We start from the raw sequence: 26,908 nt of genomic DNA, 5'->3' as shown, positions 1-26,908 counted from the left end.
CTGAGTATGTGGTTGTCGGTTCTGGCCATTAGCGGTGGTGCGGTGCTCGGCGCGAATTTGCGCTGGGCACTGGGTTTGTGGCTGAACGCCAGCCATCACCATGTGCCGCTGGGCACTTTGGTGGCAAATATGGCCGGTGGCTGGCTGGCGGGTTTGTTGCTGGCCTGGTTCAGCCACAGCTCCAGCCTGTCACCGGAATGGCGCTTGTTTGCAATAACCGGCCTGTGTGGCGCGCTGACGACCTTTTCGACTTTCTCGCTGGAAATGCTCACGGCCTTGCAGCAGGGAAAGTGGGGCATGGCGCTGGTGGGCATTCTGGCCCACGTTTGCGGTGCGTTGCTGATGACGGCTGTTGGTTTTTACACGGTCGCATTGATCAAAAGTTGATCTGCACCATTACCTATAAGAAATGTTTAAAATCCACTTGGCAAGCACTGAATTCCCGAGTAGAGTAATTCTTGAAGGAAATATTCAGTGAAGCATTTCATTAATAAGACGTATTCCAGCGGTTAGTATTAAACCCAGTGATGAGCAGTTACCGTCCTTTTTTTGATTCCGCAGATTCTGGTTTTCCGTAAACACCGGCTCAAGCCATCTTGGTTGAGCGGGGTGAATAATTGATTGATTGCAGGATATTTAAGCATGTCTACTACTACCGGTACTGTTAAGTTCTTCAACGAAGCAAAAGGATTTGGTTTCATCACTCGTGAAGGCGGCCCCGACGTATTCGTTCACTACAGCGCTATTCAGGGCGGCGGTTTCAAGACTCTGGCAGAGGGCCAGCAAGTCGAGTTCACCGTTACCCAGGGCCAGAAAGGTCCTCAAGCGGAAAACGTTGTACCTCTGTAATCCCGCTTGGATGCAGAAGTAACCCGCTATAAAAAAAGGCAGCTAAGGCTGCCTTTTTTTGTGGCTGTTATCCGTACTGAATAAGATTTTAGCAATGGCCGCTTAGCGGGTGATAACCGCAGGGTCACCACGGCCTTCTACCGCTGCCAGTTCCGCGCTGGATAACCATTCGCCGGGTGGCAGCGCCATTACGCTGGCGCAAGCCGCCAGGGCGTGGGCCCAGGAACAACCATTGGTAAACAGCATGCCGGCTTCGTTCAGCGTGCCGCCATGGTTGCGGTAACCCAACACCCGTGATGTTGCCGGTACCGGAAACAGCGTGTGCAGATGGCCACGGAACACCTCCGCGCGCATGTGCGTTAGCGCGACCCGGCAGCTTAGCCGGCCCGGGAATAACTGTTCACGTTCCAGTTCATTCATGCACTCAGCGGCTTCCCGGGCGTCGCGGGGCTGACGCAAACGCCCTGGCTCCTGAACATACACCAGGCGGAAAGCTGCACCGCTGTCGCGCAATCGTTCACAGGCACGGATGGTTTCTGAAAGCTGATAGGCGCCATTCGCAATCAGCATAACCGGCTCGCGCCCGCCAGTGTCTTCATCAATCACAATCGCTCCCTGGCGCGCCAGCAGCGCCGCTTCNGCGGTGTTGAACACACACGGCCGCTCGCGCTTTGGCACAACCATGCAGGTAATGCGACCGCGGTTGCGATAAATGCCGGGCATCAGCGCCAGGGTGCTGTTGTAGTCAGCGGGGAACACCACGCGGGAGACATCGCTCATTTCCCCTAGTAAGCTTTCACAGAACGTTGTGTCTTGATGGGATTGCTCATTCTTGCCGTTTTCCCAAGTGTGTGATGTTGCGACCACGGGCATTCCAAGCCAGCGTGCAGGGCGCCCTACTGCAGTTTGATGACGGGCGAATATCAGTTCCTGACGGATGGCCCCGAGCATTTTCACGCAGAAAGCTTCGTAACTGGCCACCAGGTTGAGCCCGGCCTTGTTGGCTAGGCAAGCAGACACCACCGCTTCTTCATTCAATACGGTAATAACCCCGCCCAGAACCGACTCATGGTTGTTTTCCGGTTCGTTCACCCGGTGCTTTAACAGGTGCAATACGCCTTCCAGGCGGTTGCTGGCAAGCTCGTCCGGGTTGCCCACGCGGGGCCTTAATGTCGGATTGGCCCCAACCAGCGCGCAGAAGAAATCGTTGATGGCGGTCATCGGCGATGCGGCTTGCTGCACCGGCGCCAGCGTTGGAATAACCGGGTCCGGGGGGGTGCGCAAAGCCAGAGGGTGGTCCCGCTCTAGCGGTCTTTTTTGATCTTGATGGCGGTTCAGCGTGCGCAGTGCGGCGGTCAGTTCGTCTGGCTGAACGTGCAGCGGCGCGGTGTGCTGATGAAACAGTTCGCGTATGCGTGCGTCAACCCGCGGGTTGCCCGGCAGCGGCAAATTGTGTGCAGCATTTTCGCCCGCGCCGTAAAAACCGAAGCCTTTGATGGTTTCGGCAATGCCGTAGGGAATCCGTGCGGGATAGTTCTGCTGACCACTCAATACGGCCTCGACCTGTTCTTCCAGCGCCCATTCCATATCCAGCATGGCGCACACAAACGCTGCAGGGTCGCGACCATCAAAACGGAAGGGTGCAAAGCCGCGCGCGGACAGATGTTTTTCAAAGCGCTCCAGGCCTTCGCGGGTGCCCAGTTCGGTACGCTGTTCAATGCGCCGGCCGTTGGCAATCATAATGGGCATTATCAAACCGCAGTCTTCAGCGCGCCACCAGCGCGGAATCCAGTCGCTACCGCGCTGTTCTTCAGCGGCACCGTCAGACAAAAACGCCACCAGAGATTCGCCGGGTAGGGGCATGTGTGCGTATTGCAGCTCGGCAAAGCCCAAATAGCCGCCCTCGATAATGCCGCCGGCGGTGTAAGGATTAACGTGGCTGCCCAAGGGCGCGGCGTTGCTGCCATCGGAATTCTGGCGGTAACTGTAAAAATCTCGGGCCAGCTGTGTCAGGCCATCGGCGCCGCCATAGGTTTGCTGTTGTTCCGGATGCAGATTACCGGTTAGCACGTTAAGGGCGTCAATAGCAGCCACGCAGTGGCCCTGGCCCATCAGCCAGCTGCGGGTTTTTCCGGTCAGGCTGTTGCTGGCCAGGTAAGCGGCGTAGGCGGGCACCATGTTCAACGCACCGCCGGTATGGCCTTCGGGTTTGGGTTTGAAGTCATCCGCCGCAAGCGCTTTGCCGTTTAAGCACACCCGGTTGGTGTAGGTCATGTGCACGACTTGCCACATGCCTGCACTGGCAAGCCGGTCTAGAGCAGCCAGGTGATGGAATACGGCTTCCAGATTCGGCTGCAGCGTGCGACTGACCAGCTGCCGGGCCAAGCGCAGCACGCTTGCACACAGCAGGTCACCGTGGCGGATAACGCCATAACCGGCGCGCCAGTGGTTGTATGCGTCTTGCGCATTGCCCGTCAGGGGGTGACTCAGAGTGTCAATCAGAGAATCGTTGTTTAGGTCGGGCGCAGACATACAAGCCTTCTATTTATGTCAAAGTATGGCGGAAGTATATGCGCGGCGGATTCGGGGGCTATTGATGCAGGTCAGCGTGGTGGCCTGTACAGATTACACCGGAGTAAGATCTGGTGCCGGCTGCTGCGTCATCGGCGGTTTGAAAATTTCTAGGTAAAACTGGCGATTTCGGCGCTGGTTAGAAAGCGATGCTCACCAGCGGCCAATGCCGGATCCAGCGTCACCCCACCAATGCGGCTGCGGTGCAGAGTCGTGACGTGATTACCAACGGCGGCGATCATGCGTTTGACCTGGTGGTAGCGGCCTTCAGAAATGGTCAGCTCTATGAGCTGTGACTGCAGCACCTTCACCTGAGCAGGTTTTGTCGGCTTAGTGTCGTTACGAAGCATCACGCCGGTTTCCAAGGCTGCAATGGCCGCTTGTGAAATGGGTGCACTCAGAGCCACTTGATAGGTTTTCGGGCACTCCACTCTTGGCGAGGTAACCCGGTGTGACCACTGACCATCGCTTGTTAGCAACAGCAAACCGGTAGTGTCGGCGTCCAGCCGGCCGGCAATATGAAGATTGCGGGCCAGCTCTGCCGGCAGAAGGTCCAGCGCTGTGGGCTGGTCGCTGTCGCGGGTCGCACTGATAAATCCTGCGGGCTTGTTGAGCATCAAGTAGCGCTCAGCAGGCAGGGCAACGGGTTCTCCTTGCAGCATAACCTCAGCGTTAGCTGGAACGGCGGTGGCCGAATTCTTCCATACGTCGCCGTTTACCTGAACGTCACCAGCGGCTATGGCACGCTTTGCCTCTTTGCGTGAAAGCTCTGAACTGGTGGCAATAAATTGATCGAGGCGCATGGTCTTCAACACTCCTGGCCGGGAGCTGACGTGGCAAGGCTGGCCGGGGTGCTTGTTCGCCGCATCAAAGCGCCGGTGTAACCTGCAGAACTTGTAAAACCTGAGGCCCCGGGTAACCGTCGGCGACCAGCCCGTTGGCAATCTGGTACTGACGGATGGCGGCACGGGTGGCCGGGCCCATAATGCCGTCTGGCGTGCCGGCGGAATATCCACGCTGTTCCAGCTGCTGCTGTAACTGCATGATGTTGTCGCGGGACAGCGCAGGCGCATCGACCGGGGGAGGGTTCTGTAACCCGCCTGCACCGGCGATACGGTCGGCCAGGTGGCCCACGGCGATGGCGTAAAATTCCGAGCGGTTCCAGCCCATAATCACTTTGAAGTTGTGATAGGCCAAAAACGCCGGGCCTTGGTGGCCGGCGGGTACGATCAATGTTGCATCGATCGCTTCCTCGGCCAGGGGCCCGCCTGACGCGTTGGTAACGCCAAGCTGGTTCCATTGCTCCAGAGATTTACGACGGCCATCGGCCAGGGCGAAGTTAAAGTTATCGGGTAGCTGTACTTCACGGCCCCAGCGGTAGTCGCCATCCCAGCCCATAGACTGCAAGAATTGCCCGGCTGACATCAGCGCGTCTGGCAGGCTGTTCCACAAATCACGGCGGCCATCGCCGTCTGCGTCGACGGCGTGCTTCAGAAAGACCGTGGGCATGAACTGCACGTGGCCCATAGCACCGGCCCAGGAACCTTCCATTTGCTCAGGGCTAATGGCGCCTTCGTCAACAATCTGCAGGGCAGCAATCAGCTGGCGGGTAAAAAAGGTTTTACGGCGCTCGTCACAGGCCAGTGTCGCCAATGAGCTGGGCACCGACATTTTGCCAAAATAGCTGCCGTAGTTGGTTTCCAAACCCCAGAAGGACAGCAAATAGGCGGCGGGCACGCCGGTTTCATTGGTCACTCGTTGCAGTAGATCGGCGTGCTCTATTAATAGCTGACGGCCCTTATCGATGCGAGTGTCGTTTACCCGGCGGTTCAAATAGTCAGCAAAGGGCGTGGTGAATTCCGGCTGGCGCCGGTCCAGCTCAATCACCCGTTCCAGATACTCCGCGCCAGCTAATACGCTGCGCGCGGTTTCAGCGCTAACGCCGGCGGCTACGGCCTGCTGTTGCAAATCTGCTTTGCACGTCTCAAAACTGTTGAGCGCAGCAGGCTGGTCCGTGGCCTTGTCGGCAAGGCTGGCGCTAGCGCTCAGCGGCAGAGTGGCCAGCATGCCGGCACACAGGGCCGTGGCGGCCGGGCGAAGAAGGCGGGAAATGGAGACGGGCACGTAGAACCTCCGGAAAATGGGCGTAGGACGTATTATTGACGCCCATAGTAGCGTTTTTTGCGGCCCTAAAAACACACTTGCCACTGCTGGAGGGTGACAAATCAGTAACCTACACCCACAAGATGGGACCATTTTTTACGCGCCGCGCTTTATTGCCCGCTTTCGAGCGGCAGCGCCTCGCTAGCAACGACCCGCTGCGCGGGGAATTGGCAACTAAAGGTACTGCCTTTCCCCGGGCTGCTGCTGATGAGCAGTTGTCCGTCGTGGTTCAACAGCACGTGTTTAACAATAGCCAGACCCAGCCCCGTGCCGCCGGTGTCTTTGTGGCGACTGGGGTCAGCGCGATAAAAGCGTTCTGTCAATCGCGAGAGGTGGCTTGGGTCTATACCAATGCCGTTGTCTTCCACCGTCAGCAGTGGACCTTGCTCGCCGGCGCTCCAGCGAACGCGAATCTGGCCTTGTGCGGGGGTGTACTTTACCGCGTTAAAAACCAGATTAGAGACCCCGCTGCGCAACTGTGACAAGTCGCCGCGTATCTGCGTCGGGCCGTCGATTGTCAGCTCAATCCGGTGTTGCTTGCCGCCACTGAGGGCGTTTGCGTCATCGCAAACCTGTCGCAGCAGAGTGCCTGCATCGACGGTGCCTTCGTGCAGATTGCGATCGCCGGTTTCGATTTTCGACAATAGAATCAGGTCGGCGATTAAGGCTTCCATGCGCGCCGATTGGTCTGCCATGGTGGCCAGGGCGCGTTGCCAGTTGGCCGGTACTTCATCGCTATGGTCCGCCAGGGTTTCCAGGTAACCGCTGATAACAGTCAGCGGTGTGCGCATTTCGTGGGATAAGTTGCTAACGAAATCCCGCCGCACCTGTTCCAGCTGATGCAGGCGGGTAACGTCTTTGATTAGCAGCAGGCGATCGTTATCGCCAAACAGGCTGATTTGGATCTGCAGGCGCAGGTGGGCGCGAGCCGGAGCGTTCAGCTCCAATGGCTGCTGGTACTGCTTCTGTTCAAAGTAATGGATGAATGCGGGTAGGCGAATCAGGTTCTGAATCAGCTGTCCCTGGTCGGTGCCGTTACGCAGATTGAGCAGGTAACCTGCGCTGCCGTTCCACCAATCTATAGCGCCGTGGGAATCGGTCATCACTACGCCGTCGCGCATGGCATTGGCGGATTGCTGCACCCTTTGAAGGCGCTCTTGCAGCGCAGGGTGGTGTTTGATGTGCTGTTTCTGGAGTTTGTTCAGGCCGTCAAAAATATTACCCCACAAGCCTACGCTGTTTGGCGCTTCGCTGGCAGTATCCGGTTGCGCCAGCCAGCGTAGCAGGCGTTTTGTTTGCGCCAGGGTCCAGCCCAGGTAAAGCAGCAGACCGGCGAGCAAACCGTAAAGTGGAAAGCCTACCAGCCAACCCAGCAGCAAGGTTAATCCTAGCAGGGCAATCATCAAGCGCAGGTATTGCGACCAGTTCTGTTGCATGGCAATGGTTCCGTAACGGGTTCGGCGCTTAGCCGGGGTCTGCGGAAAATCGGTAGCCGGCACCGCGAACGGTTTGTATCAGATGGTCGTGATGGGTGCCAAGCGCTTTGCGCAGCCTGCGGATGTGGACGTCTACGGTGCGTTCGTCCAGATACACGTTGGCGCCCCAAACCTGGTCCAGCAGCTGGCTGCGGCTGTATACCCGGTCCTGATGGCTCATGAAAAACTGCAGCATGCGGTATTCTGTTGGCCCCAGTTCCAGTTGTCCGAACTGACTACTAACCCGGTGGCTGAGCGGGTCCAGAGTCAGACCGCCGACTTCCAGTGCACTATCAACGCCGGCGGGGGTGCTGCGTCGCAGCACGGCTTTCAGCCGGGCCAGTAATTCCCTCGGGCTAAATGGCTTGGTGATATAGTCGTCGGCGCCGGATTCAAGACCCAGTATTTTGTTATCTTCTTCGACTTTTGCGGTCAACATAATAATGGGAATTGCCGCGGTAGTATCGTCTTTTTTCAGCCGCCGGGCCAGCTCGATACCGCTGGTGTCCGGCAGCATCCAGTCCAGCAAAATCAGATCCGGGCGCTTGTCGACAATCAGGGTGTGGGCAGCCTTTGCGTCGGCGGCTTGCAGGCAGTCATAACCCGCCATTTCCAGGGCCACAGTGACCATTTCGCGAATGGCAGACTCGTCGTCTACAATCAGAATGGTTTTTTCGGGCATGGCGGTAACCTGCTTTAGCGTTGCGTTGCGTTGAGTTCGCCGTAGTACACCCGATTACTGTTACAGATATGTGACAGCGGGTCGAGAGTTTTGCTCAGGCGAGCATGCGGTCAACGGCCAGCCCGGCAAACAGCGCAAAACCTGCCCAGTTATTGTGTAAAAAGGCTTTGAAGCATCCGGCTCGGTCGCGCTCACGGGCCAGAAATTGGTGGTAAATGAACAGGCAAGCCATGGTCAGCAAACCCATATAGTAAAAAGTGCCCAGTTCGGCCTGTTGGCCGACCAGCAGCAGTATGGCGATGATGATGGTCTGCAGAATGCCCAGGATTAGGCGATCGGCGTCACCGAACAGCACTGCGGTGGATTTTATGCCCACTTTCAGGTCGTCTTCGCGATCTACCATGGCGTAAAAGGTGTCATACACCACCGACCAGATAACATTGGCAATGAACAGTAGCCAGGTGACTTGGCTGAGCTCACCGGTTTGGGCAGCCCAGGCCATCGGAATGCTCCAGCCGAAGGCCGCCCCCAGAAATACCTGGGGCAGGTGGGTATAGCGCTTCATAAAGGGATAAACGAACGCCAACAGAGCGCCACCAAAAGCCAAATAGAGGGTCAGCGTGTTGGTAAACAGCAGCACCATTAAAAACGATACCAGGCCCAGTCCAGCAAACAGCGCGACGGCCTCCCAGGGATGGATGCGGCCGGTGGTTAACGGCCGGTCTTTGGTGCGCTCGACGTGCCTGTCCCATTCGCGGTCGGCAAAGTCATTAATGGCACAACCCGCGGCACGCATAAAATACACGCCGAGCGTGAACACAATCAGGTTGCTCAGGCTGGGCATGCCGTCGGCGGCCAGCCACAGCGCCCAGTAGGTGGGCCATAGCAACAATAACGTGCCCACGGGGCGGTTCAGGCGCAGCAGTAGGGCGTAATCCCGCAGGCGTAAACGAACGTGATCGGGCAAGGCGTTGGCTAGCATGACAGGGTTCGCTGGTCGGTAATAACGGTGAATGTGCAGGGGATTATAGTCAGTGCCGGGCGCGGGTCAAAAAGCCGCTGCCAACTCTGGCGGAATCAAGTTCGTTCTGCGCCGCTGTAAAGCTGCGGTAGCAGGTATTCGCACACCATCAGCGAATGCTGGCGGCCCTGCCTGCGGGTGTGAAACAGCGAGCGCCGGGCCAGCTGCGGCTGCCCGCTATGGGTGCCCTGGCATAATCCGGTTTCGAGTGGGCCTCTATGCCACTGGCGGTGGCTGAACAGGTAGGCACCCAGTGGCCGGTTGCCCAGGTTGCGAAGCTGGCGGCCTGGCCCTTGCAAGCAGGCCAAGGGGATAACGGTACGTGCCAACACCCAGGGTTGGCCATCGCCGCACAAGCGCACTTCGCGAATCCACGCTTGCTGGCGCCAGGGAATGTTCAGCTTGCGGGCTTCTTCGGCGCGGGGCAGGGCAAAACCTTCGCTGGCGACTTCTACGTGAAAACTTTGCTGGCAGCGTTGCTGCAACGCTCGGGTGAACGACCCCTGAACGTTTAACCAGTAACGCGCCGGGCCATGAACCTGAGGGTCGCGCAAGCCCGCGGCCGCTGGCTGGCGATACCAGCAGGCCGGCGGGATCGTTAGAGCGCAGGCCGCCGTTGGGCTGTTTTTACAGACCTTTGACAGCATAGATACCAGGCGCATTGCGCCAGTAGCCTTTGTAGTCCATGCCAAAGCCGAACAGAAAGCGGTCTTCGACATCCATACCGGTGAAATCGGCTTTCAGGCCGGGTCGGCATTTGCGATCGTGCTGTTTGTCTACCAGTACGGCGGTCAGCACTTCAGCGGCGCCGTGTGCGCGGCAATAATCGGCGATGGCGCACAGGGTCGTGCCTTCGTCCAGAATGTCGTCAACAATCAGAATTATACGGTCGTTCATATCAACTTCCGGCCGCAGCTTCCACTCCAGAATGCCGCCGGTGGTTTCCTGGCGGTAACGGGTGGCATGCAGGTATTCGGCCTGAACGGGAAAGTTCAACTGGGTGAGCAGTTGGCCAGTGGTGATCAGGCCCCCGTTCATCACGCAGAAAACCAACGGGTTACTGCCTTCAAGGCGTTCGGTGATAACGCTGGCCAGAGCAGTAATAGCGGCCTGTACCTGCTGATTTGGAACCAGACAATCGGCTTCGGCCATTACCTGCTTCATTTCGGCGACGGTATCGATCATAACGGGCGGTCCTGTCGTAAAACGGGCGATTATACCGGAGCGATGGGTGTGAAGGGAGAGCTAACCGGGCATGGAGGGGTCTGTATTTATGGCTACACGTGCAAAACAGGCATACTGACCACGCCGTAGGGCTACGGCAGGCGTTAATTACCGCGGTACGATTGGCCCGGGCGCCAATTTGAAGCGTAGATGAACGGCAATCGCTATTAACAGCAATAGTAACAGGAGCAGGAGCAGGTAATGAAGAAGTGGCAGTGTGTGGTGTGTGGGCTGATTTATGACGAAGCCGAAGGTTGGCCGGAAGACGGTATTGAACCAGGGACGGCGTGGAATGACGTGCCAGAAGACTGGTTGTGTCCGGACTGCGGTGTGGGTAAGGAAGATTTTGAAATGATCGAAATCGACTGAGGCGGGTACAGCATGACAACAGCTTCCGAACGCAACCCCATTGTCATTGTTGGCAGTGGCTTGGCCGGTTACTCGTTGGTGCGGGAGCTGCGCAAGCACGACGCGGACGCACCCATACTGCTGGTAACCGCCGATGACGGCACCAGCTACTCAAAGCCCATGCTGTCTAACGGCTTTGGTAAGGGCAAAGATGCCAACGGCCTGGCTCAGGCTACCCAGTATTCGATGGCTGAACAGTTTGATCTGCACCTGATGCCCCATACCTGGGTGACCGCTCTAAACCCACAGGCCCACCAGGTTCTGTTGGGTGACCACTGGCAAAGCTACAGCAAGTTAGTGCTGGCCTGGGGTGCGGAAGTGGTACCACTGCATCTGGCTGGCAGTGGCAGCGGTTCTGTGTATTCCATTAATGACCTGAACGACTATCGTGCCTTCCGTGCCGCCCTGACGGGCGCTGAGTGCGTGGCCATTATGGGCGCCGGGCTGATTGGCTGTGAATTTGCCAATGATTTGCTTCTGGGCGGGTATCAGGTAGAAGTGATTGCACCCTCGGCAACGGTGATGCCCACGCTGATGCCCGAACAGGCCGCTCGCGCCCTGCAAAATGAATTGGAGGCGCTGGGTGTGACTTTTCACCTGAATACCCAGGTTGATCGCATTGAGCAAGTGCCGGCCGGAGCCGATGGTGGAGTAACCCTGGCGCTGACCAACGGCCGGCATCTGCAGGCCGATGTGGTGATTTCGGCAGTGGGGCTAAGGCCGCGGACCGAACTGGCACAGCAGGCCGGGCTGGCGGTGAACCGCGGCATTGTGGTGAATCGGGCGCTGGAAACCTCGGCGCCCGATGTGTATGCCCTGGGCGACTGTGCTGAGGTGGATGGCCAACTACTGCTGTATGTTATGCCGCTAATGGCGAGCGCCCGTGCGTTGGCAAAAACCCTGAGCGGCGAGCGCAGCGAGGTGCTCTACCCGGCCATGCCGGTGATGATAAAAACACCTTGCTGCCCGGCGGCGGTAAACCCACCACCGGTGGGCGCGGAAGGGCATTGGCAGGTCGAGCAGGATGGCAATCACGTTAAAGCGCTGTTTAATAATCCAGAAGGTAAGCTGTTAGGCTTCGCGCTAACCGGTCGCTTTACCATGGAGAAACAGGCGTTGTCGCGGCAGTTGCCGGCGCTGCATAACGCAGCTTCCTGAGCGCGAATGGTCGGTTTTCATTGCCAAGCCGCGCGCCCTGGGTGAGAATTTAGGTCGTTTGCTTATTATCACTCAACAGGAGCCTGCATGCTGGATATAACCCGAAAACTGGTGGATTTGCTGAACGTGAGCGCTACCGGCGTAGATCATTTCCAGGGTGACAGCGAAGATCTGGGATTTCCAAACGTATTTGGCGGCCAGGTTCTGGGCCAGGCGCTGATGGCCGCCAGCCGTACCGTGGAGAACCGCCTATGTCATTCTCTGCATGCTTATTTTTTGCGCCCGGGTAACCAGCGCATGCCCATTGATTATGAAGTAGAGCGGGTGCGCGACGGCGGCAGCTTTTCTGTTCGGCGGGTGACCGCGCGCCAGGAAGGCAAGGAAATTTTGACCTGTTGTGCGTCTTTCCAAAGCGATGAGACAGGTCTTGAACACCAGTTTGAAATGCCAAAGGTGCCGGCGCCGGAAACCCTGAAAACCGAGCAGGAGCTGGGCGAACTGCTAGCGCCCCATGTTTCTGAAGCACTGCGCCCTCTGCTGACGCGCGACCGACCGGTGGAGTTCCGCCCGGTCGCCCCGGGTGACCCGCTACATCCCGAACCCCGCCCACCCCGAGCACAGGATTGGGTGCGAGTAAGGGGTACCTTGCCGGATGACCCGGTGCTGCACCGCTGCTTACTGGCCTATGCCTCGGATTTTTCGTTTCTGGGCACGTCGCTGGTGCCCCATGGGGTCAAGTTTTGGGATGTCGGCTTGCGGGTAGCCAGCTTGGACCACGCTATGTGGTTCCACAGTGATTTCCGCATGGATGAGTGGTTGTTGTATGACAAAGACAGCCCGAGTGCGGCGGCAGGGCGGGGGTTGAATCGTGGTAGTTTCTACAATGCTTCCGGTGAAATAGTTGCTTCCTGTGCACAGGAATGCTTGATTCGCCTGCGAAAAAGCCAGTAGCTGTATAAAATGAACCCGTCAAAGCCGGGGTAAACAGCTCTGACTGGGATTTTGGTTTGTGTCTTAGGCAAGTGTTTTTAGTTGTTTGACCCATTCCTGCGCCCACTCAGCGGCCTCGATCTCGGGCGCCATGGTTTCCATGGCGTCGATGCGCAGGGTGTCACCCACTTTACGCGCGGAGGTTTCGTAGAGGGCTTCTTCGATCAGTTCGCCGGCGCCGCAAAAAGTGTCGCCGTAAGAGCTGTCACCCAGCACGATGCTGCCAAACGGGCGGCCGGGCTGCTGTGGCAGCTGGTCCCGCAAATCCACATAAAACTGCAGGATGTTGGAGGGCAGTTCACCCTGGCCAGTGGTAGAGGTGCACACCAGCAGGGCGTCGTTGTTGTCGGTGATGTCAGACAGCTGTGGCTCTTCCAGAACCGTTACACGGTAACCGAGCGGCGTCAGTGTCTTTTCGACGGCGCGGGCACTCATCAGAGCGCCACCGTAAACGCTGCCAACAAGAATGCGGATGGCTTGCATAGAAAAATTCCGAACAGTTGAGTGAGGTCTGGGTTTCTGGTAATGAGTTGCTGGTAATGAGAAGCAGCTGCAACCATGTACAGGTTGAGATAATAGCCCTGACCGATCGTTTTTTGCAATGCGGTGATTTATGCCGGATTTATTTCAATTTCATTGCAAAAATTTTATAGTGCCGCCTGCAGTTTTTCTGCATTCAGATGACGCCATGCCACATGAGATATTTCATGACATGAGCCGTTCAAGCGGATTTCTGGACACACTTCTTACCAGCCCCTCCACGGAACGCTTTCGGGTTGGAATCAGCCTGTTGTTTTTACTGGGCGTTTGGTTGTCGGTAGGCTCGTTTGCGAGTGGCCTGCCAAACGGCATGCTGCTGATGGCCGCTGCAGTGATTGGTGGCTATATGGCCATCAACATCGGTGCCAACGATGTTGCCAACAATGTGGGCCCTGCGGTGGGCTCTGGCGCTTTGTCGCTGGGCGCCGCGGTGGGCTCTGACGGCTGTCTTTGAAGCCGCTGGCGCGTTGATTGCCGGCGGCGGCGTGGTGTCTACCATCAAGGGCGGAATTATTGACCCGTCTAACCTGAATGACGACCAATCCTTTGTCTGGCCGCTGATTTTTGCCGCGGCGCTGCTCAGTTTCGCTCACGGTGCCAACGACGTAGCCAATGCCATCGGGCCCCTGGCGGCTATAAACGATGCCCTGGCCAACGGCGGCGTAATGACGTCCTCCAGTATTCCTTTGTGGGTGATGGCGGTAGGCGCCTTGGGTATTGCGTTGGGCCTAATGCTGTTTGGCCCGCGGCTGATCAAAACCGTGGGCAGTGAAATCACAGAGCTGGATAAAACCCGCGCCTTTTGCATTGCGCTATCGGCTGCTTTGACCGTCATTTTGGCGTTGGCTTCCTGCGTGAGTATCTGAAGTCGAATTACGCCCTCCAGCTGCACAAGATCATGGAAGAGCGTGACCCCGAAGAGCGCGAACGTTTGAAGCCATTTCTGGACGTCTTCCGTAACGCCTCAGTTGAGGAAATGGAAAACTTGCTCAAGCGTGCGAAGGAAAATAAAAAACAGGTGCCGCTGACAAAAAACGACCGTAAACGGCTGAAGAAAGTCTACCGGGAAGAGATGGTTAAGCGTTCCCATCTGACCCGCATCGCAGCGGCCTGGATTATTACCGTGCCGGCGTCGGCGTTGATGGCTGCCGTGTTGTTTTTCACCCTGCGTGGGCTGATGATTTAGTGTCCTGTTTGACGAGCGAATTAGCGAACCGGGACACTAGCCGTTCAAGGCGAGTTTGCCCATACTGAGTAACACGACGTGGGAGTGATAGCTTCCGAAATCTTATTTGTTGGGGAGTGAGCTTATGAGTACATCCGTTGAAAGCAACCAGGCCAGGATGATTAACGAGCTGAGGGTGTTTATCAAGAAAGTAATGAGCGAACCCACCATTGCGGTTAGATCGATGGACATTGCCCGCAAGCACAAAGGCGAACCCAATTCTGACGAGGCTATCGCGCGGGAGATCAGCTCCAGCACCAGCATTCGTATTCCGGAAAAGTGGAGCGATGCAGATCGTATGTTTTTGGATATTATTCATGAAGTGCTGGACGACGAAGACGCGCTTTATTAAGAGCGGGTGCAAGCGCTCGCACAGAACAAACAATAACGGCGCCGTAAGGCGCCGTTATTGTTTGTTCTGTCTGTTTAGAGCTGATTAGAAGCGCTTAGGCTTGCGCCCGGGCGCCGGCGGCCAGGTTGTTCAGAATTGCCATTTCGTCGGCAATACCGTCTTCGCTGGCCAGCAGCCGCTGCTCTGCCAGAATGTCCGACAGTATGTCGGCGGTGGTCAGCGGGTTAGCCAGCACCACGCGGAACACAATGCAGGGAAAGTTGTAGTAGTTGTCCGGTTCCAGACGAGTGCGAGAGACAAACGCCTTACCCCTTTCACGCTGGGTTTTCTGGATAAACTTGGTGACGCGGTTCAGGCTGGTGTTGATCTTTTCCGCCAGCATTTCATCGGCGCTTTCCAGAGCCTGCCGGACCTGAGTTGGGCAGTAGCGATAGGTCAGAATGTTCAGTTCGGGCCGGGTGATCAGCTCAAAATCTTCTGCCTTATCAATCATGGCCGCAAAAGTGCGGGCCTTGCCAATGCCTGTGTCAATAAGCAGTTCATAACCTTCGCGTGCCAGAATTTTCAGGCCTGAGTGAATCAGCATGGCCATGCCCGGGCGCGAGCCTTCAAGCGTGGTGCTGCCCAAATCCCGCGAGCCTTTGCGGATAATGTACTGGGCGTGGTGTTCAACCGCACTGGCCAGGCTGGGGTCGCGGAAGACCACCAAACCCACTCCCATGGGCACGTACAGCTGTTTATGAGCGTCAAAGGTGACCGAGTCGGCTTTTTCAATGCCTTTTAGCAGCGAACGATAACGCCGGGAAAACAGGGTTGGCCCACCCCAAGCGGCATCTACGTGGAAGTGTGCGCCGAATTCGCGGGCGATATCGGCCATGGCTTCCAGCGGATCTACGTTGCCGGTTTCGGTCGTGCCGGCAACGCCACAGAGGGCAATCACCTTGATTTTCTGTTTCTGCAACTGCAGGCATTTTTCCCGCAACGCATCAACCTGGATACGGTTGTTGCTGTCGGTTGCCACAGTCACCAGTGCATCGCGGCCCAGGCCCAATACGTCGGCGGCTTTGTTCAGGGAATAATGGCCGCGGCGCGAGACAACAATAGCGGCGCCTTCGTAACCGTAATATTTCAAAGCGCGGAACAGGCCTTCCTGTTGCAAGCCGCGGAAGTTACCTTCCGCCGGAAACGCGTGGTTGCGGGCTACCCACAGCGCAGTCAGGTTGGCAACGGTGCCGCCGGAACACATGGCGCCCAGCGCGTAGCGGGGGTTGTGCATCCATTTGCGGTAGAACGAACCGTCTTCTTCGAACACCAGCCGATGAATCATGCCCAGCACTTGGCGCTCTAGGGGTGTAAACGCCTTGGAGGTTTCGGTTTTCACCAGATTCTGGTTCAGGGCAATCATGATCTTCGACAGCGGCAGCATAAAATAGGGCAGTGCCGACGTCATGTGGCCGATAAAAGCCGGTGATGCGGTGTGTACCGAGTTCGCCACCAGTTTGTCGAGCAGGAACTGGGTTTGTTCAGACACAAAAATGGGCTTTTCTGGCACGCTGTATTCGGAGAAATTTTTCTCAACGTCGGCCAGGTCACGCTCTACCGCAACAATGTGATCCTGAAGAAAACCGGCAAGATTACGGGATATATCCTGGTCAATCCGGCTCAGGGTAGAATCGGGTGCCTCAGGAATCGTGAAAACACGATACATTGCCTCTACAGAGGCCTGGGCGGATTTTTCAATTCCGGTCATAGGGCGCCACGCGCGGTCTGCTGGAGGAGCCGTAGTATACGGCGTGAAAAGTGGTTACGCCACATAGGGCGGCGCCTCATCAAGTGTGCTTTACAGCAGCTGCCGATCGACGTCCAGAATGGCGGCATCAATGCGTTCGTTGATGGCTTTTTCGACCTGGTCTAAGCGCTGACTGATCTGCTGTGACGACGAGCCCAGTGCCACGACAGCCCAGGTGGCGCAATCCAGGGTGTCCTGATGGTCGGTTTCGGCCACCGCCAGGTCCGGTTCTTTACCCCAGATCGTTTTTAATGGCGCAAACACTTTCCGCTTGGCTTTCAGATCATCACAGGCATAAAGTTGAAAGTGCAGGGTGAGCACGCCGATGTGTGGGGTGATCGCCGGAGCCTGCGCCGACTCCTTGAGCAGTTTGCGTAATGCGTCAGACATTCACGATTCCTTCAGATTTGGAAGGTAGGGGACAGCTCTCAATCGGGGACAGATTTGAAATCTGTCCCCAGTTTGCCAAGGTACGCCGATGACAGATTCACTTGCAAGTTTGCCGTTCGAACAGTTGCTGAGCCGGGTACGCAACTGCAAGCTTGGCGGCCGAGGTGTATCATAAAAACCTGTGCCGACGTTCGCAGCCGGCTTTTATTTTTTGTACCACTCTTTTTGCCAATCCGGAGGTTCCGTGTCGAATCTGACTCCCCGCATGTTTCCCGCCACCCGTTTACGCCGCAACCGCGCCAGTGATTTTTCCCGCCGGTTGGTGCGTGAAAACCACCTGTCGCCTGACAATCTGATTTTCCCGGTGTTTGTGTTGGATGGCGAAAACCAGCGCGAAGCCGTGGCTTCTATGCCCGGCGTGGAGCGTTTGAGTATTGACCTTCTGGTAGCCCAAGCCGCCGAAGTGGTGGAGTTGGGCATACCGGCTATTGCCCTGTTCCCGGTGGTGCCTGCCGAGCATAAAGATCTGCAGGGTTCTGGCGCTTGGGACCCCCAGGGTTTGGCGCAGCGGGCTGTACGTGCACTGAAACAGGCCCATCCGGAACTGGGTGTGATGACCGACGCCGCTCTGGACCCGTTTACCACACACGGCCAGGACGGCATTATTGATGACAACGGTTATGTGTTGAACGACATCACCGTAGATGCGTTGGTGAAACAAGCGCTGTCTCAGGCCGAAGCCGGTGCCGATGTCATTGCACCTTCCGACATGATGGACGGTCGTATTATTGCGATCCGCGAAGCCCTGGAAGAAGCGGGCTACGTGAACACCCGCATCATGGCCTATTCCGCCAAGTACGCGTCTGCCTACTACGGCCCATTCCGCGACGCAGTAGGCTCTGCCGGCAACCTTGGCAAAGGCAATAAGGCTACTTACCAAATGGACCCGGCTAACAGCGACGAAGCCCTGCACGAAGTGGCCATGGACATCGCCGAAGGCGCCGATATGGTGATGGTAAAACCGGGCATGCCGTACCTGGACATTGTGCGACGGGTGAAAACCGAGTTGCAGGTGCCCACGTTCGCGTACCAGGTCAGTGGTGAATACGCCATGCACATGGCCGCAGCGCAGAATGGCTGGCTGGACGGCGATGCGGTGATGATGGAAAGCCTGATGGCCATGCGCCGTGCCGGCGCCGATGGTATTCTGACCTACTTTGCTCTTCGCGCTGCGCGGCTGATGAAACAGAAATGATCCGCAGTGCGGGGTCGCTCAGGCCCCGCGCTGAGAGCGCAGTAACAAAACAAGGACGGTAAGCCAATGACCATTAAAAAGGGCAAGCTGAAGATTGCCGACAATGATTCCACTTTGCCCGCAGCGGACACTGTGCTTTCGCCCGAGGAAACTCTGAGCCTGGACGCCTGCCAAAATTTTTTCAACCGCGAGTTGAGCCAACTGCAGTTCAACCATCGGGTGTTGAAGCAGGCCCTGGACGACACCCACCCGCTGATCACCCGGCTCATTTTTTGCTGCATATTCAGCAGCAACATGGACGAATTCTTCGAAATTCGCGTGGCGGGCATTCGCCAGCAGTTGAAGTACGGCCGGGAACAAGTCTACGCCGACGGACTGCAGCCGGAACAGTTACTGGCGGAAATCAGCCGTGTGGCTCACGAGTACATTGACGAACAGTACGATATCCTGAACAACGTGCTGATTCCGGAGTTGGAAAAGCAGAATATCCACTTTGTGCGCCGGCACGAATGGACCCCGGCTCAGGCCCAATGGGTGCGCACCTATTTTGACGAAGAGATTCTACCGGTGGTCAGCCCCATTGGCCTGGACCCATCGCACCCGTTCCCGCGGCTGGTAAATAAAAGCCTCAACTTTATTGTGGAGCTGGACGGCAAAGATGCTTTTGGCCGTGAAACCGGTATGGCCATTGTGCCGGCGCCGAAGTCTTTGCCGCGGCTGGTGCGGCTGCCGGACGACGTGTGCGACGGCGGCGACAATCTGGTGTTTTTGTCGTCGATGATTCACGCCCATACCGACGAGCTGTTCCCGGGTATGGAAATCAAAGGCTGTTACCAGTTTCGCCTGACCCGTAATGCGGATCTGGAGCTGGAAGACGACCTGGAAGACCTGGCATCGGCCCTGCGCGGCGAGTTGCTGAGCCGCCGCTTTGGTGACGGTGTGCGCCTGGAAGTGGCGGATAATTGCCCGCAGGAGCTGGTTCAGTTTCTGCTGGCCGAGTTTGGCCTGACCGAGCGCGACCTCTACGAGGTGCGCGGCCCGGTAAACCTGACCCGGCTGCTGGCGGTGGGGGGTCTAGTGAACCGACCGGACCTGAGCTATTCCGGTTTCTCCCCGGTGATCCCGCGCCAGATTCGCAGCCGTGATTCCATGTTTGACAGCATCCGCAAGCGTCCGATTCTGTTGCTCCATCCTTACGAGAACTTCAGCCCGGTCGTCGATTTGCTGCGCCAGGCCGCTAAAGATCCGCAGGTGCTGGCCATTCGCCAGACCTTGTACCGCTCCGGTGCCAACTCCGAAGTGGTCGAAGCCTTGGCCGATGCCGCTCGTCGCGGTAAAGAAGTCACCGTTGTTATCGAGCTGACGGCGCGATTCAGCGAGGAGGAAAACCTGGAGCTGGCCAGCCGCCTGCAGGAAGCCGGGGTAATTGTGGTGTACGGGGTAGTGGGCTACAAAACCCACGCCAAAATGATTCTGATTGTGCGCCGCGAAGAAGGCCGCTTGCGGCGCTATGTGCACTTGGGCACGGGTAACTATCATGCCGCCAACGCTCGCCTGTACACCGACTACAGCTTTATGACCTGCGACGAATCTATCGGCGACGATGTGAACAAACTGTTCCAGCAGCTGACCGGTATGGGCAAGGCGTTAAAAATCAAGAAACTGTTCCACTCACCATTCACTCTGCATTCGCGAATACTGCAACTGATTGAGCGGGAAACCCGCCTGGGTGAGAAGGGCCGGATTATTTTCAAGCTCAACGCGTTGACCGAGCCGCAGTTGATTAAAGCGCTGTATCGTGCCTCCCAGGCCGGTGCGAAAATCGAATTGATTATTCGCGGCATCTGCTGCCTGCGGCCCCAGGTGCCCGGGTTGTCGAGTACCATTCACGTGCGCTCTATTATCGGGCGCTTTCTGGAGCATACCCGGGTTTACTATTTTGGTAACGATGGCCAAGCCCAAGTGTATTGCTCCAGCGCCGATGGTATGGAACGTAACCTGCTAAGGCGTGTTGAAGTCGCCTTTCCGGTGGAGGAGCCGGCGCTGGTGGAACGCTTGCAAGACGATTTGAATACCTATCTTGCTGATAACTGCCAGTCTTGGGTGTTGCAGGCCGATGGCAGTTATGTGCAGAACGAGCCAGCTGAGGACGAGCCAAGGTTGGCGTCGCAGCTGGTGTTGCTGGAGCGGCTGACCGCCAAATCCTGATTTATGAACGTGGTATGACTGGAGAACGCTTTGAAACGACAATGGATAATGGCATCTGCCGGACTGCTAGTGGTGGCGGGTATTGCTTTGCCCTATGGCACAGGCTACCTGACCGAGCAACAGTGGCAGCGGGCTTCACAGGAAGTGAACGGTTCCCAGACCTGGTTGGAAATGCAAGTCGGGCGCTACGACCGCGGATTCTGGAGCTCCGAATTTGAAGGTAAATTGTTGTTACGGGACCCGGCAAGCGGTGAGGAACTGAGTGTTCCCTACCTTGCCAGCGTGAGCCATGGCGTGACCGGCAGCCTGACCGATTTTAAACCGGTGAACGGCTGGACCCCGGCAGGCGAAAGCTGGTTTGGCGATGATGCCCCGCGCTTGACTGCAGAAACTCGGCTTTGGGGTTCGGCGGTAGCCAAGCTGACCGTGCCCAAGTTCAGCATCACTGATGACGATAACGTAGAAACCGTCTTTGGCAGTGGTGGTGTGGTGCGCGTAAATGGCAGCCTTGGCGCAGACGCTGTGGATATCAGTGCAGACTGGCCGTCGCTGGTGATTGCCTCGGAAGAGGTAGATCTGCGCCTCAGCGATCTGACGCTGGAGCAGGAAATGCAACGTCTGAGCGGTGACATCTGGATCGGCGAGGGCACCCTCGCTTTGCAGAGTCTGGAGTTGATGCCTGCAAACGCTGACGCCATTATGCTGCGCGGTCTGTCGCTCTATTCGAACAGCGAAGCGATAAACGACAACAGCGCTCTGGATTCGTTCATAAGCGTCAAACTGGACGAGCTGCAGTTGGCGGCAGGGGATACCCTGGGGCCACACCGCATTGAGTTCGCGTTGAAGGGCCTGAATGTAGAGGCCTGGAACGCTGTTAGTCGCAGCGTGACGGATATGCAGCTGGCGGCATTTGCCGCCGAAAACGGCGACCCAACCGCGTTTCAACAACAAATGCAGGCGATGTCAGACGTAGGCGAGTCGTTGCAGCTTCTAGCCGCGGCAGGCTTTAGTGTGGGGTTCCCGGACATTCATCTGGTCAGCCCTGACGGGCCGTTACAGGGCAAAGTGCTGATAACCCATCCTGGGGCTGCGGGCGATTCTGAAGCGTTACTGATCATGCCGGCGCTTGCAGGTGAAATGGAGTTATCCATACCGCTGGCCCTGGCTGAAAACAACGAAGATGTGCGCATGCAAACAGCTCCGTTGATTAAAGATGGGTTGTTGGTCACGGAAGGTGACCGCCTGTTACTGAAGGCAACGTTGAAAGATTTGGTGTTGAACGTCAACGGCCGGCCCATTCCGCTGCCGCCGCTGCTGTAAGCGAGGTGTCTGGCCAGCCGCCTGGTTTGGCGTGCTGGCCGGTGTTGGTCTGGCTCAGGGAATAGCCCCGTTCGGACGCTCTGCTTTAGCTGAATTTGTTTTTCAACGCGGCTTGCACCGCTGGATCAACAAATTCGGATACATCCCCGCCCAAGGACGCAATCTCGCGAATCAGGGTAGATGATATATAAGACAGATGATTGGTTGGCGTGAGGAATACGCTCTCCAGTTCCGGCGCCAGGCGGCGGTTCATGTCTGCCAGCTGAAATTCGTATTCAAAATCTGACACCGCCCGCAGGCCGCGCAGAATCACCGTGGCGTTCTGCGCGCGTACAAATTCTGCTAACAAATTGCTGAAGCCCATGACCGTCACATTGGGAACATGGGCCGTGGCCTGGCGCACCAGGTCGCAGCGTTCCTCCAGTTCTAGTAAGGGCTTTTTTTTGGAATTATAGGCAACCGCTACCACCACTTCGTTGAATAACCGGCTAGCCCGTTCAATTAAATCAGTATGACCATGGGTGATGGGGTCAAACGTACCCGGGTAAATAACTTTTGGCATGTACAGCTCCGTCTCTACGTCGTTATTTTGCCCAGAATAGCAGCGCCAGCGATGTTTCGCGACGAACCGGGCGCAACTGAATCAGCGAATAAACAGTTTGTAGATCAGTTTGTGGGCAACACCGCCGTGGGGCGGGTACACCACTTTGCCGCTGTTGAACTGCTGCTTGGTAAGAATTCCACGCTGGTGGCTGAAGGTAAGAAATCCTTCTTTGCCGTGATAATGCCCCATTCCGGAGTCACCAATGCCACCGAACGGCAGGTCGTCTTGCGCTACATGCATCAACGCGTCGTTTATGCACATGCCGCCGGAGTGGGTGTTGACCACGACTTTTTGCTGTTCTTCCTGATTGTAACCGAAGTAATACAAGGCCAGCGGGCGCGGGCGATCGTTAATAAAGAGCAGGGCGTCGTCCAGCGTTTCGTAAGCCACAACAGGCAGAATGGGGCCGAATATTTCTTCCTGCATTACCCGCATATCCGCCGTTGTGTTCAATAATAATATCAACGGTAATTTGTGGCTGGCGGCATCCAGAATTTCGTTAGCGGGGTTGATCTCGACGAGTTCCGCGCCTTTGCTGCGGGCGTCATCCAGATAACCCTGCAGGCGCTGGTACTGACGCTGGTTGATAATCGCCGTGTAGTCGGTGTTGTCACGCAGTGACGGGTACATGGCGCTGAACTGTTTGCGGTATTCCTCAACAAAAGCAGCCACTCGGTCAGCCGGGCAAAGCACATAGTCTGGTGCTACGCAGGTTTGGCCAGCGCTGAATGCCTTGCCAAAGGCAATCCGCTGGGCTGCATCCGCAAGCGGTACGTCGATTGCGACAATCGCCGGTGATTTTCCGCCCAATTCCAGGGTGACCGGTGTCAGGTTTTTGGCCGCGGCCTGCATCACCAACTTGCCCACCGAGGTTGAACCGGTGAACAGCAAATGGTTGAACGGCCGCTCGGAAAAGTCCGCGGCGACCTTGGCGTCCCCCAGAATAACGGCTACCTGATCTTCGTCGAAGGTGGCTTCCACTAACTCTTTCATCAGCGCGGAGGTGTGCGGGGTAAGCTCCGACATTTTCACCATGGTGCGGTTGCCCGCAGCCAGCGACGCGACCAAAGGCCCGATGGCCAGGTAAAGCGGGTAGTTCCAGGGCACAATCACCCCCACCACGCCTTTAGGCTGGTAATGCACCTGGTTGCTGGCAGGGCGGAACAGCATGGATACGTGCCGTTTTGACGGTTTCATCCAGCTGTCGAGATGTTTCAGGGTGTAGTTAATGCCCTGCACAGACGGCATGATTTCGGCAATCAGGGTTTCATCTTTCGAGCGGCAACCAAAGTCTTTATCAATGGCTGCTATGAGTAGGTCTTGCCAGCTCAGCAGCGCCTGTTTTAATCGACTCAGGTTGTTGCGGCGCTCGTCGGCTGTCGGCATGGGCTGGGCGCGAAACGCCTGCTGCTGTTTTTGGAAAACGGCGTGGGTATAACCAATCTGCTCGGCGCTGTTCTCTGCCGGGTTTTCCGTGTCTGCCGCCGACCTGTTGGTGTTCTTTGCAGCGGCGGTTGCGAGGGTTGCGCCCATTAGAAAGACTCCCTGTGTATCAGTGCAAAACGCACTTTGGTTGCATTAAAATTCATTATTAGAGTATATACTCTAGTGAGTCAAGCGGCGTAAAAAGAGGCGCCTGCTGCATCCGCTGGCGTTTACGTGAGCGTTGATTTTTCGATTTTTGGCGACTTTATGAAAACCCGAGACCGAATCCTGCAGACCAGTCTGCAGCTGTTTAATCAAAGTGGTGAGCGTGCGATAAGCACCAACCACATTGCGGCAGAACTGGCGATTTCGCCTGGCAATCTTTACTACCACTTCCGCAACAAGGCCGATATTGTTTACGAGCTGTTTCTAGCCTATCAGCAGCAGGTTGATTATTATCTGGCCGCACCCGGCAGCCAGCCTTTGGTGCTGGCAGACCTGGCCTGGTACCTGGAGGCAGTGTTCGACGGTTTGTGGCAATACCGGTTTTTCCATCGTGACCTGGAGTCACTACTAGACGCAGACCCACGCCTGCGCGCAGGCTATGGTGACTTTACCGGCCGTTGCCTGAGCGCTATCAACGGTATCTTTAACCAGCTCGCCAGCGGTGGCATTATTACGCCGCGTTCCGAGCCGCTGCGTTCCGCCATGGCGCTGAATGTCTGGCTGGTAATTACCAACTGGATGGCCTATCTAAAAACCGCTCACGCCACCGAAGAGCCAGCGGTATTATCGCTGGCAGAGTTGAAGCAGGGTATTTATCAGGTGTTGACTCTGGAACTGCCCCACGTGACCCCGGAATATCGCGAACCGGTACTGGCACTGCGGGAGACTTATCGCCCGGGAACTTTTTGCCAGGCGGCGCATCAAAGCAAGTAACATGGGGAATCCGGACGTTTCCCGTGTTTGTTTGGAAGCTCAAGGAAGGTGCTTTCAGGTTTTAGCACGTCGCAAACCCTGACGTTGGCCGGCCTGAATTATTTTAGGCCGGCTTTTTTCATGTCTGGCTTGCGTCGAAGGCGCGGGTTACTATTCACCATTGGCTTATGGCTATTCTACAGTGGCTAGCGACTATTCTGCAGTGGCTTCCGGCTCTGCTTCCAGCCACTGAGTCAGCGCATGGCGGCATTCATCCAGGCCGGTTTTGTTGCTGGAGGAGAACATGATTAAATGCTGCACGCAGCTGAACTCGTTCAGCTTCTGGCGAATGCCCAGCATGGCCGTTTTAGCCTGGCCAAATTTCAGTTTGTCGGATTTTGTCGCCAGAATCATCAGCGGCATATCGTTGTGCTGGCACCATTGCACCATTGTTTGGTCGAATTCGGTCAAGGGGTGGCGAATATCCATGACCAGCACCAAACCGCGCAGGCAGCGACGATCGTTCAAATAATGGCCCAAGTGGGTTTGCCAGTCGTCTTTCATGTCACGAGACACTCTGGCATAACCGTAACCGGGCAAGTCTACCAGCCGGGCATTTTCCCGGTTTAGCGAAAAAAAGTTGATAAGCCGGGTGCGCCCGGGGGTTTTGCTGGTTCGAGCTAGTTTGCCGTTTACGGTGATGGTGTTCAGTGCACTGGATTTGCCGGCGTTGGAGCGGCCGGCAAAAGCGACTTCTGCGCCAATATCCGCCGGGCATTCGTTCAGCTTCGACGCGCTGACCAGAAATCGGGCACTATTGAAAGACAGGCTTTTTTGAATCAGATCAGAGTCCACGGCTGTTGGCTTTCCTTTCGATTTCAGTTAGCAGGGATTAATGTATAATGCTACACCAATTCCGGGCGGTGCGCTTGACGTGTCCGCAGTTTCAGCCCCGGTGTTGTGCCTGAGCGGTCCAGTCCTTACGGCTGTACAACCAAGAATATTTTAAGATGAGAGAAGCGGAGCGAGCATGAAGAAACTGATCGCAGGAGTTGTTCTCGGTGTCAGCCTTACAGCAATGGCGCACGGGGCAGGAGATCCTCAAGCAGGTGAACAGAACGCAGCAGCATGCCAGGCCTGTCATGGCCAGGGCGGCGCCAATCCTATAATGGGCGTTTACCCGAAAATTTCGGGTTTGGGTGAAAAATATTTGCATAATCAGCTGGTTGCCATCCAGAAAGATGAGCGTGTCATTGTTGAAATGACCGGACAGCTAACGGGAAAGTCTGACCAGGATTTGCAGGATCTTGCGGCCTATTTTGCCAGCCAGGACATGGGCGTAAACCAGGCCAACCCGGATTTGGTGGCTCAGGGTCAGGCCTTGTATCGCGGTGGTAACATGGCATCGGGTGTTCCATCCTGTGCCGGCTGTCACAGCTCGCAAGGGCACGGTAACGAGCCTGCCGGATACCCGGCATTGGGTGGCCAGAATGCGGAATACGTGGCCAAGCAATTGCACGCTTACCGCGATGGCACCCGTAACAACGGCAGCAATGCGGCGATTATGATGGACGTGGCGTCCAGGTTGACCGATGTTGAAATTGAAGCTGTTGCCAGTTACGTTTCTGGGCTTAACTGAGTCAGGCAGTTGTTTTAACAAAAAACCCCTGCCTGAGCGCAAGCCACTCGCCTTATGTGTGGCTTGGCTTGATGACAAGCCGGAAAGAAGCGCTATACTACTGGATATACAGGGCGCTGTTGTGCTTACCTGTTGGTAGGCCACTCCAAACTGGGAATCGCCTCCCGAACCCAAGCAACATCTTGAAACTCCTCCCTTTCGTCCATAAAGCCAACCCTTCCAGCGTTGGGTAAAATTGTTCAGGGTCTGGGTGTGGTAAACACCCTCAACAACCCGGCTGTTATCCTTCGCAATCAATCGCTTATGCTCAAGATGGCCAAACGTCTTCACCATTCCTACATAGGAAAGGTTGCCATCTGTGCACAAGACGGAGTTCTCGCGGATCACTGGGGCCAAGGCTGCGATAATTTCCTCCTTGGTGTCGTGCTCTAGAACAGGGTGGGTAATGTGTCCGGAGCGATCCAGCGCCAATGCGATGGGCACCAGAGTCACCTTACCGCCCCCACGTTTACGGGCTGGCCGAGGCATCGTCTTTTTTCCCTTGAAGGACTCCGGCAGGAATGTCTCGTCGGCCTCGATGATGCCGGACAACGACGTAGCCTTATGATCTCTGGGACTGCTTAGAAAGGCATGACGCCAGCGAAAGGCCGTGCGTAGGCTGACACCGGTCACCTTGGCCGCTTTGCGTAGGGACTGACAATA

The 26,908-nt window shown here is 56.5% G+C and carries 25 protein-coding genes and 2 pseudogenes; 12 read left to right on the top strand and 15 right to left on the bottom strand.

Annotation, left to right across the window (positions count from 1 at the left end; genetic code table 11):
• Window positions 1–6 precede the first annotated feature (6 nt).
• Window positions 7–387 (top strand): fluoride efflux transporter CrcB, encoded by a 381-nt coding sequence (gene crcB / locus A3OI_RS0109050; protein ID WP_018403965.1) that lies wholly within the window; start codon window positions 7–9, stop codon window positions 385–387.
• 255 nt (window positions 388–642) lie between these two features.
• Window positions 643–849 (top strand): cold-shock protein, encoded by a 207-nt coding sequence (locus tag A3OI_RS0109045; protein WP_007348333.1) that lies wholly within the window; start codon window positions 643–645, stop codon window positions 847–849.
• 102 nt (window positions 850–951) lie between these two features.
• Here A3OI_RS0109045 and A3OI_RS0109040 read toward each other — a convergent pair whose 3' ends face one another.
• From A3OI_RS0109040 to A3OI_RS0109005, 8 genes are all read right to left on the bottom strand, one after another.
• Window positions 952–3,381: a phosphoketolase family protein gene (locus tag A3OI_RS0109040; RefSeq protein WP_018403964.1), complete on the bottom strand. Its 2,430-nt coding sequence runs from the start codon at window positions 3,379–3,381 to the stop codon at window positions 952–954.
• 149 nt (window positions 3,382–3,530) lie between these two features.
• Window positions 3,531–4,223: a pseudouridine synthase gene (locus A3OI_RS0109035; RefSeq protein ID WP_018403963.1), complete on the bottom strand. Its 693-nt coding sequence runs from the start codon at window positions 4,221–4,223 to the stop codon at window positions 3,531–3,533.
• A gap of 64 nt (window positions 4,224–4,287) precedes the next feature.
• Entirely contained in the window at window positions 4,288–5,544 is a 1,257-nt protein-coding gene (locus tag A3OI_RS0109030; RefSeq protein WP_018403962.1) for a lytic murein transglycosylase, read from the bottom strand.
• A gap of 149 nt (window positions 5,545–5,693) precedes the next feature.
• Complete coding sequence (gene phoR, locus A3OI_RS0109025) at window positions 5,694–7,019, bottom strand: phosphate regulon sensor histidine kinase PhoR (protein WP_018403961.1); 1,326 nt, start codon at window positions 7,017–7,019, stop codon at window positions 5,694–5,696.
• Between the two features lie 28 nt (window positions 7,020–7,047).
• Window positions 7,048–7,740: a phosphate regulon transcriptional regulator PhoB gene (phoB, locus tag A3OI_RS0109020; RefSeq protein ID WP_018403960.1), complete on the bottom strand. Its 693-nt coding sequence runs from the start codon at window positions 7,738–7,740 to the stop codon at window positions 7,048–7,050.
• A 94-nt stretch (window positions 7,741–7,834) separates the two neighbouring features.
• Window positions 7,835–8,722: a 4-hydroxybenzoate octaprenyltransferase gene (gene ubiA / locus A3OI_RS0109015; protein WP_018403959.1), complete on the bottom strand. Its 888-nt coding sequence runs from the start codon at window positions 8,720–8,722 to the stop codon at window positions 7,835–7,837.
• 95 nt (window positions 8,723–8,817) lie between these two features.
• Window positions 8,818–9,423, bottom strand: a complete 606-nt coding sequence (locus tag A3OI_RS0109010) for a chorismate--pyruvate lyase family protein (RefSeq protein WP_018403958.1) — start codon at window positions 9,421–9,423, stop codon at window positions 8,818–8,820.
• A complete protein-coding gene (locus A3OI_RS0109005) occupies window positions 9,389–9,946 on the bottom strand; it encodes a hypoxanthine-guanine phosphoribosyltransferase (protein ID WP_018403957.1) in 558 nt (185 codons plus the stop codon). Before A3OI_RS0109005 ends, A3OI_RS0109010 begins: the two co-directional genes overlap by 35 nt.
• A gap of 240 nt (window positions 9,947–10,186) precedes the next feature.
• Here A3OI_RS0109005 and A3OI_RS0109000 point away from each other — a divergent pair, with 240 nt between their 5' ends.
• From A3OI_RS0109000 to A3OI_RS0108990, 3 genes are all read left to right on the top strand, one after another.
• Window positions 10,187–10,354, top strand: coding sequence for a rubredoxin (locus A3OI_RS0109000; RefSeq protein WP_018403956.1), 168 nt, complete (start codon window positions 10,187–10,189; stop codon window positions 10,352–10,354).
• Between the two features lie 12 nt (window positions 10,355–10,366).
• Complete coding sequence (locus A3OI_RS0108995; protein WP_018403955.1) at window positions 10,367–11,551, top strand: FAD-dependent oxidoreductase; 1,185 nt, start codon at window positions 10,367–10,369, stop codon at window positions 11,549–11,551.
• Between the two features lie 87 nt (window positions 11,552–11,638).
• Window positions 11,639–12,502, top strand: coding sequence for an acyl-CoA thioesterase (locus tag A3OI_RS0108990; protein ID WP_018403954.1), 864 nt, complete (start codon window positions 11,639–11,641; stop codon window positions 12,500–12,502).
• Between the two features lie 63 nt (window positions 12,503–12,565).
• Here the strand turns inward: A3OI_RS0108990 and A3OI_RS0108985 are convergent, their stop codons facing one another.
• Complete coding sequence (locus tag A3OI_RS0108985; protein ID WP_007348347.1) at window positions 12,566–13,024, bottom strand: flavodoxin; 459 nt, start codon at window positions 13,022–13,024, stop codon at window positions 12,566–12,568.
• A gap of 229 nt (window positions 13,025–13,253) precedes the next feature.
• On the opposite strand from A3OI_RS0108985, the pseudogene A3OI_RS19690 reads away from it, so the two are divergent.
• Together A3OI_RS19690 and A3OI_RS0108965 are read left to right on the top strand one after the other, a co-directional pair.
• Window positions 13,254–14,267, top strand: a pseudogene (locus A3OI_RS19690) (inorganic phosphate transporter).
• A gap of 124 nt (window positions 14,268–14,391) precedes the next feature.
• Entirely contained in the window at window positions 14,392–14,658 is a 267-nt protein-coding gene (locus tag A3OI_RS0108965; protein WP_018403953.1) for a hypothetical protein, read from the top strand.
• 94 nt (window positions 14,659–14,752) lie between these two features.
• Here the strand turns inward: A3OI_RS0108965 and panP are convergent, their stop codons facing one another.
• Both panP and A3OI_RS0108955 read right to left on the bottom strand, forming a co-directional pair.
• The gene (gene panP, locus A3OI_RS0108960) at window positions 14,753–16,408 is read right to left on the bottom strand and encodes a pyridoxal-dependent aspartate 1-decarboxylase PanP (protein ID WP_018403952.1); all 1,656 of its coding nucleotides are present in this window, start codon (window positions 16,406–16,408) and stop codon (window positions 14,753–14,755) included.
• A 90-nt stretch (window positions 16,409–16,498) separates the two neighbouring features.
• Window positions 16,499–16,837, bottom strand: a complete 339-nt coding sequence (locus A3OI_RS0108955; protein ID WP_018403951.1) for a DUF503 domain-containing protein — start codon at window positions 16,835–16,837, stop codon at window positions 16,499–16,501.
• 265 nt (window positions 16,838–17,102) lie between these two features.
• Here A3OI_RS0108955 and hemB point away from each other — a divergent pair, with 265 nt between their 5' ends.
• The 3 genes from hemB (at window position 17,103) to A3OI_RS0108940 (ending at window position 21,620) form a co-directional block, all read left to right on the top strand.
• On the top strand, window positions 17,103–18,092 hold the full coding sequence (gene hemB / locus A3OI_RS0108950) for a porphobilinogen synthase (RefSeq protein ID WP_018403950.1): 990 nt from the start codon (window positions 17,103–17,105) through the stop codon (window positions 18,090–18,092).
• Window positions 18,093–18,158: 66 nt separating this feature from the next.
• A complete protein-coding gene (gene ppk1, locus A3OI_RS0108945) occupies window positions 18,159–20,300 on the top strand; it encodes a polyphosphate kinase 1 (RefSeq protein WP_018403949.1) in 2,142 nt (713 codons plus the stop codon).
• A gap of 30 nt (window positions 20,301–20,330) precedes the next feature.
• On the top strand, window positions 20,331–21,620 hold the full coding sequence (locus A3OI_RS0108940; RefSeq protein WP_228702932.1) for a DUF945 family protein: 1,290 nt from the start codon (window positions 20,331–20,333) through the stop codon (window positions 21,618–21,620).
• 85 nt (window positions 21,621–21,705) lie between these two features.
• On the opposite strand, the gene coaD is transcribed toward A3OI_RS0108940, so the two are convergent.
• Both coaD and A3OI_RS0108930 read right to left on the bottom strand, forming a co-directional pair.
• Window positions 21,706–22,182: a pantetheine-phosphate adenylyltransferase gene (coaD, locus tag A3OI_RS0108935; RefSeq protein ID WP_018403947.1), complete on the bottom strand. Its 477-nt coding sequence runs from the start codon at window positions 22,180–22,182 to the stop codon at window positions 21,706–21,708.
• A gap of 81 nt (window positions 22,183–22,263) precedes the next feature.
• A complete protein-coding gene (locus A3OI_RS0108930) occupies window positions 22,264–23,757 on the bottom strand; it encodes a coniferyl aldehyde dehydrogenase (protein WP_018403946.1) in 1,494 nt (497 codons plus the stop codon).
• A gap of 126 nt (window positions 23,758–23,883) precedes the next feature.
• On the opposite strand from A3OI_RS0108930, the gene A3OI_RS0108925 reads away from it, so the two are divergent.
• Window positions 23,884–24,588, top strand: coding sequence for a TetR/AcrR family transcriptional regulator (locus A3OI_RS0108925; protein WP_018403945.1), 705 nt, complete (start codon window positions 23,884–23,886; stop codon window positions 24,586–24,588).
• A 192-nt stretch (window positions 24,589–24,780) separates the two neighbouring features.
• Here the strand turns inward: A3OI_RS0108925 and yihA are convergent, their stop codons facing one another.
• A complete protein-coding gene (yihA, locus tag A3OI_RS0108920) occupies window positions 24,781–25,422 on the bottom strand; it encodes a ribosome biogenesis GTP-binding protein YihA/YsxC (RefSeq protein WP_018403944.1) in 642 nt (213 codons plus the stop codon).
• A 175-nt stretch (window positions 25,423–25,597) separates the two neighbouring features.
• Between yihA and A3OI_RS0108915 the strand changes: the two genes are divergently transcribed.
• The gene (locus tag A3OI_RS0108915) at window positions 25,598–26,206 is read left to right on the top strand and encodes a c-type cytochrome (protein ID WP_018403943.1); all 609 of its coding nucleotides are present in this window, start codon (window positions 25,598–25,600) and stop codon (window positions 26,204–26,206) included.
• Between the two features lie 125 nt (window positions 26,207–26,331).
• Here the strand turns inward: A3OI_RS0108915 and A3OI_RS21820 are convergent.
• Window positions 26,332–26,908 (bottom strand): annotated as a pseudogene (locus tag A3OI_RS21820) (IS1595 family transposase); the annotation flags it as partial.

It is taken from the genome of Marinobacter gelidimuriae (genome assembly GCF_000372805.1).
In the GTDB taxonomy this organism is placed as follows: domain Bacteria; phylum Pseudomonadota; class Gammaproteobacteria; order Pseudomonadales; family Oleiphilaceae; genus Marinobacter; species Marinobacter gelidimuriae.
The sequence above is the reverse complement of the archived record's forward strand: the minus strand, read 5'-3'. Positions and strand labels throughout refer to the sequence as shown.

What these genes read in the sequence shown, in the direction of transcription:
- phoR (WP_018403961.1), bottom strand. Translation starts at nt 7,019, where the DNA reads ATGCAACAGAACTGGTCGCAATACCTGCGCTTGATGATTGCCCTGCTA.
- A3OI_RS0108930 (WP_018403946.1), bottom strand. Translation starts at nt 23,757, where the DNA reads ATGGGCGCAACCCTCGCAACCGCCGCTGCAAAGAACACCAACAGGTCG.
- A3OI_RS0108995 (WP_018403955.1), top strand. Translation starts at nt 10,367, where the DNA reads ATGACAACAGCTTCCGAACGCAACCCCATTGTCATTGTTGGCAGTGGC.
- coaD (WP_018403947.1), bottom strand. Translation starts at nt 22,182, where the DNA reads ATGCCAAAAGTTATTTACCCGGGTACGTTTGACCCCATCACCCATGGT.
- A3OI_RS0109045 (WP_007348333.1), top strand. Translation starts at nt 643, where the DNA reads ATGTCTACTACTACCGGTACTGTTAAGTTCTTCAACGAAGCAAAAGGA.
- A3OI_RS0109000 (WP_018403956.1), top strand. Translation starts at nt 10,187, where the DNA reads ATGAAGAAGTGGCAGTGTGTGGTGTGTGGGCTGATTTATGACGAAGCC.
- A3OI_RS0108965 (WP_018403953.1), top strand. Translation starts at nt 14,392, where the DNA reads ATGAGTACATCCGTTGAAAGCAACCAGGCCAGGATGATTAACGAGCTG.
- ppk1 (WP_018403949.1), top strand. Translation starts at nt 18,159, where the DNA reads ATGACCATTAAAAAGGGCAAGCTGAAGATTGCCGACAATGATTCCACT.
- A3OI_RS0108985 (WP_007348347.1), bottom strand. Translation starts at nt 13,024, where the DNA reads ATGCAAGCCATCCGCATTCTTGTTGGCAGCGTTTACGGTGGCGCTCTG.
- A3OI_RS0109035 (WP_018403963.1), bottom strand. Translation starts at nt 4,223, where the DNA reads ATGCGCCTCGATCAATTTATTGCCACCAGTTCAGAGCTTTCACGCAAA.
- A3OI_RS0109005 (WP_018403957.1), bottom strand. Translation starts at nt 9,946, where the DNA reads ATGATCGATACCGTCGCCGAAATGAAGCAGGTAATGGCCGAAGCCGAT.
- panP (WP_018403952.1), bottom strand. Translation starts at nt 16,408, where the DNA reads ATGACCGGAATTGAAAAATCCGCCCAGGCCTCTGTAGAGGCAATGTAT.
- A3OI_RS0108955 (WP_018403951.1), bottom strand. Translation starts at nt 16,837, where the DNA reads ATGTCTGACGCATTACGCAAACTGCTCAAGGAGTCGGCGCAGGCTCCG.
- ubiA (WP_018403959.1), bottom strand. Translation starts at nt 8,722, where the DNA reads ATGCTAGCCAACGCCTTGCCCGATCACGTTCGTTTACGCCTGCGGGAT.
- hemB (WP_018403950.1), top strand. Translation starts at nt 17,103, where the DNA reads ATGTTTCCCGCCACCCGTTTACGCCGCAACCGCGCCAGTGATTTTTCC.
- A3OI_RS0108915 (WP_018403943.1), top strand. Translation starts at nt 25,598, where the DNA reads ATGAAGAAACTGATCGCAGGAGTTGTTCTCGGTGTCAGCCTTACAGCA.
- phoB (WP_018403960.1), bottom strand. Translation starts at nt 7,740, where the DNA reads ATGCCCGAAAAAACCATTCTGATTGTAGACGACGAGTCTGCCATTCGC.
- A3OI_RS0109010 (WP_018403958.1), bottom strand. Translation starts at nt 9,423, where the DNA reads ATGCGCCTGGTATCTATGCTGTCAAAGGTCTGTAAAAACAGCCCAACG.
- A3OI_RS0108990 (WP_018403954.1), top strand. Translation starts at nt 11,639, where the DNA reads ATGCTGGATATAACCCGAAAACTGGTGGATTTGCTGAACGTGAGCGCT.
- crcB (WP_018403965.1), top strand. Translation starts at nt 7, where the DNA reads ATGTGGTTGTCGGTTCTGGCCATTAGCGGTGGTGCGGTGCTCGGCGCG.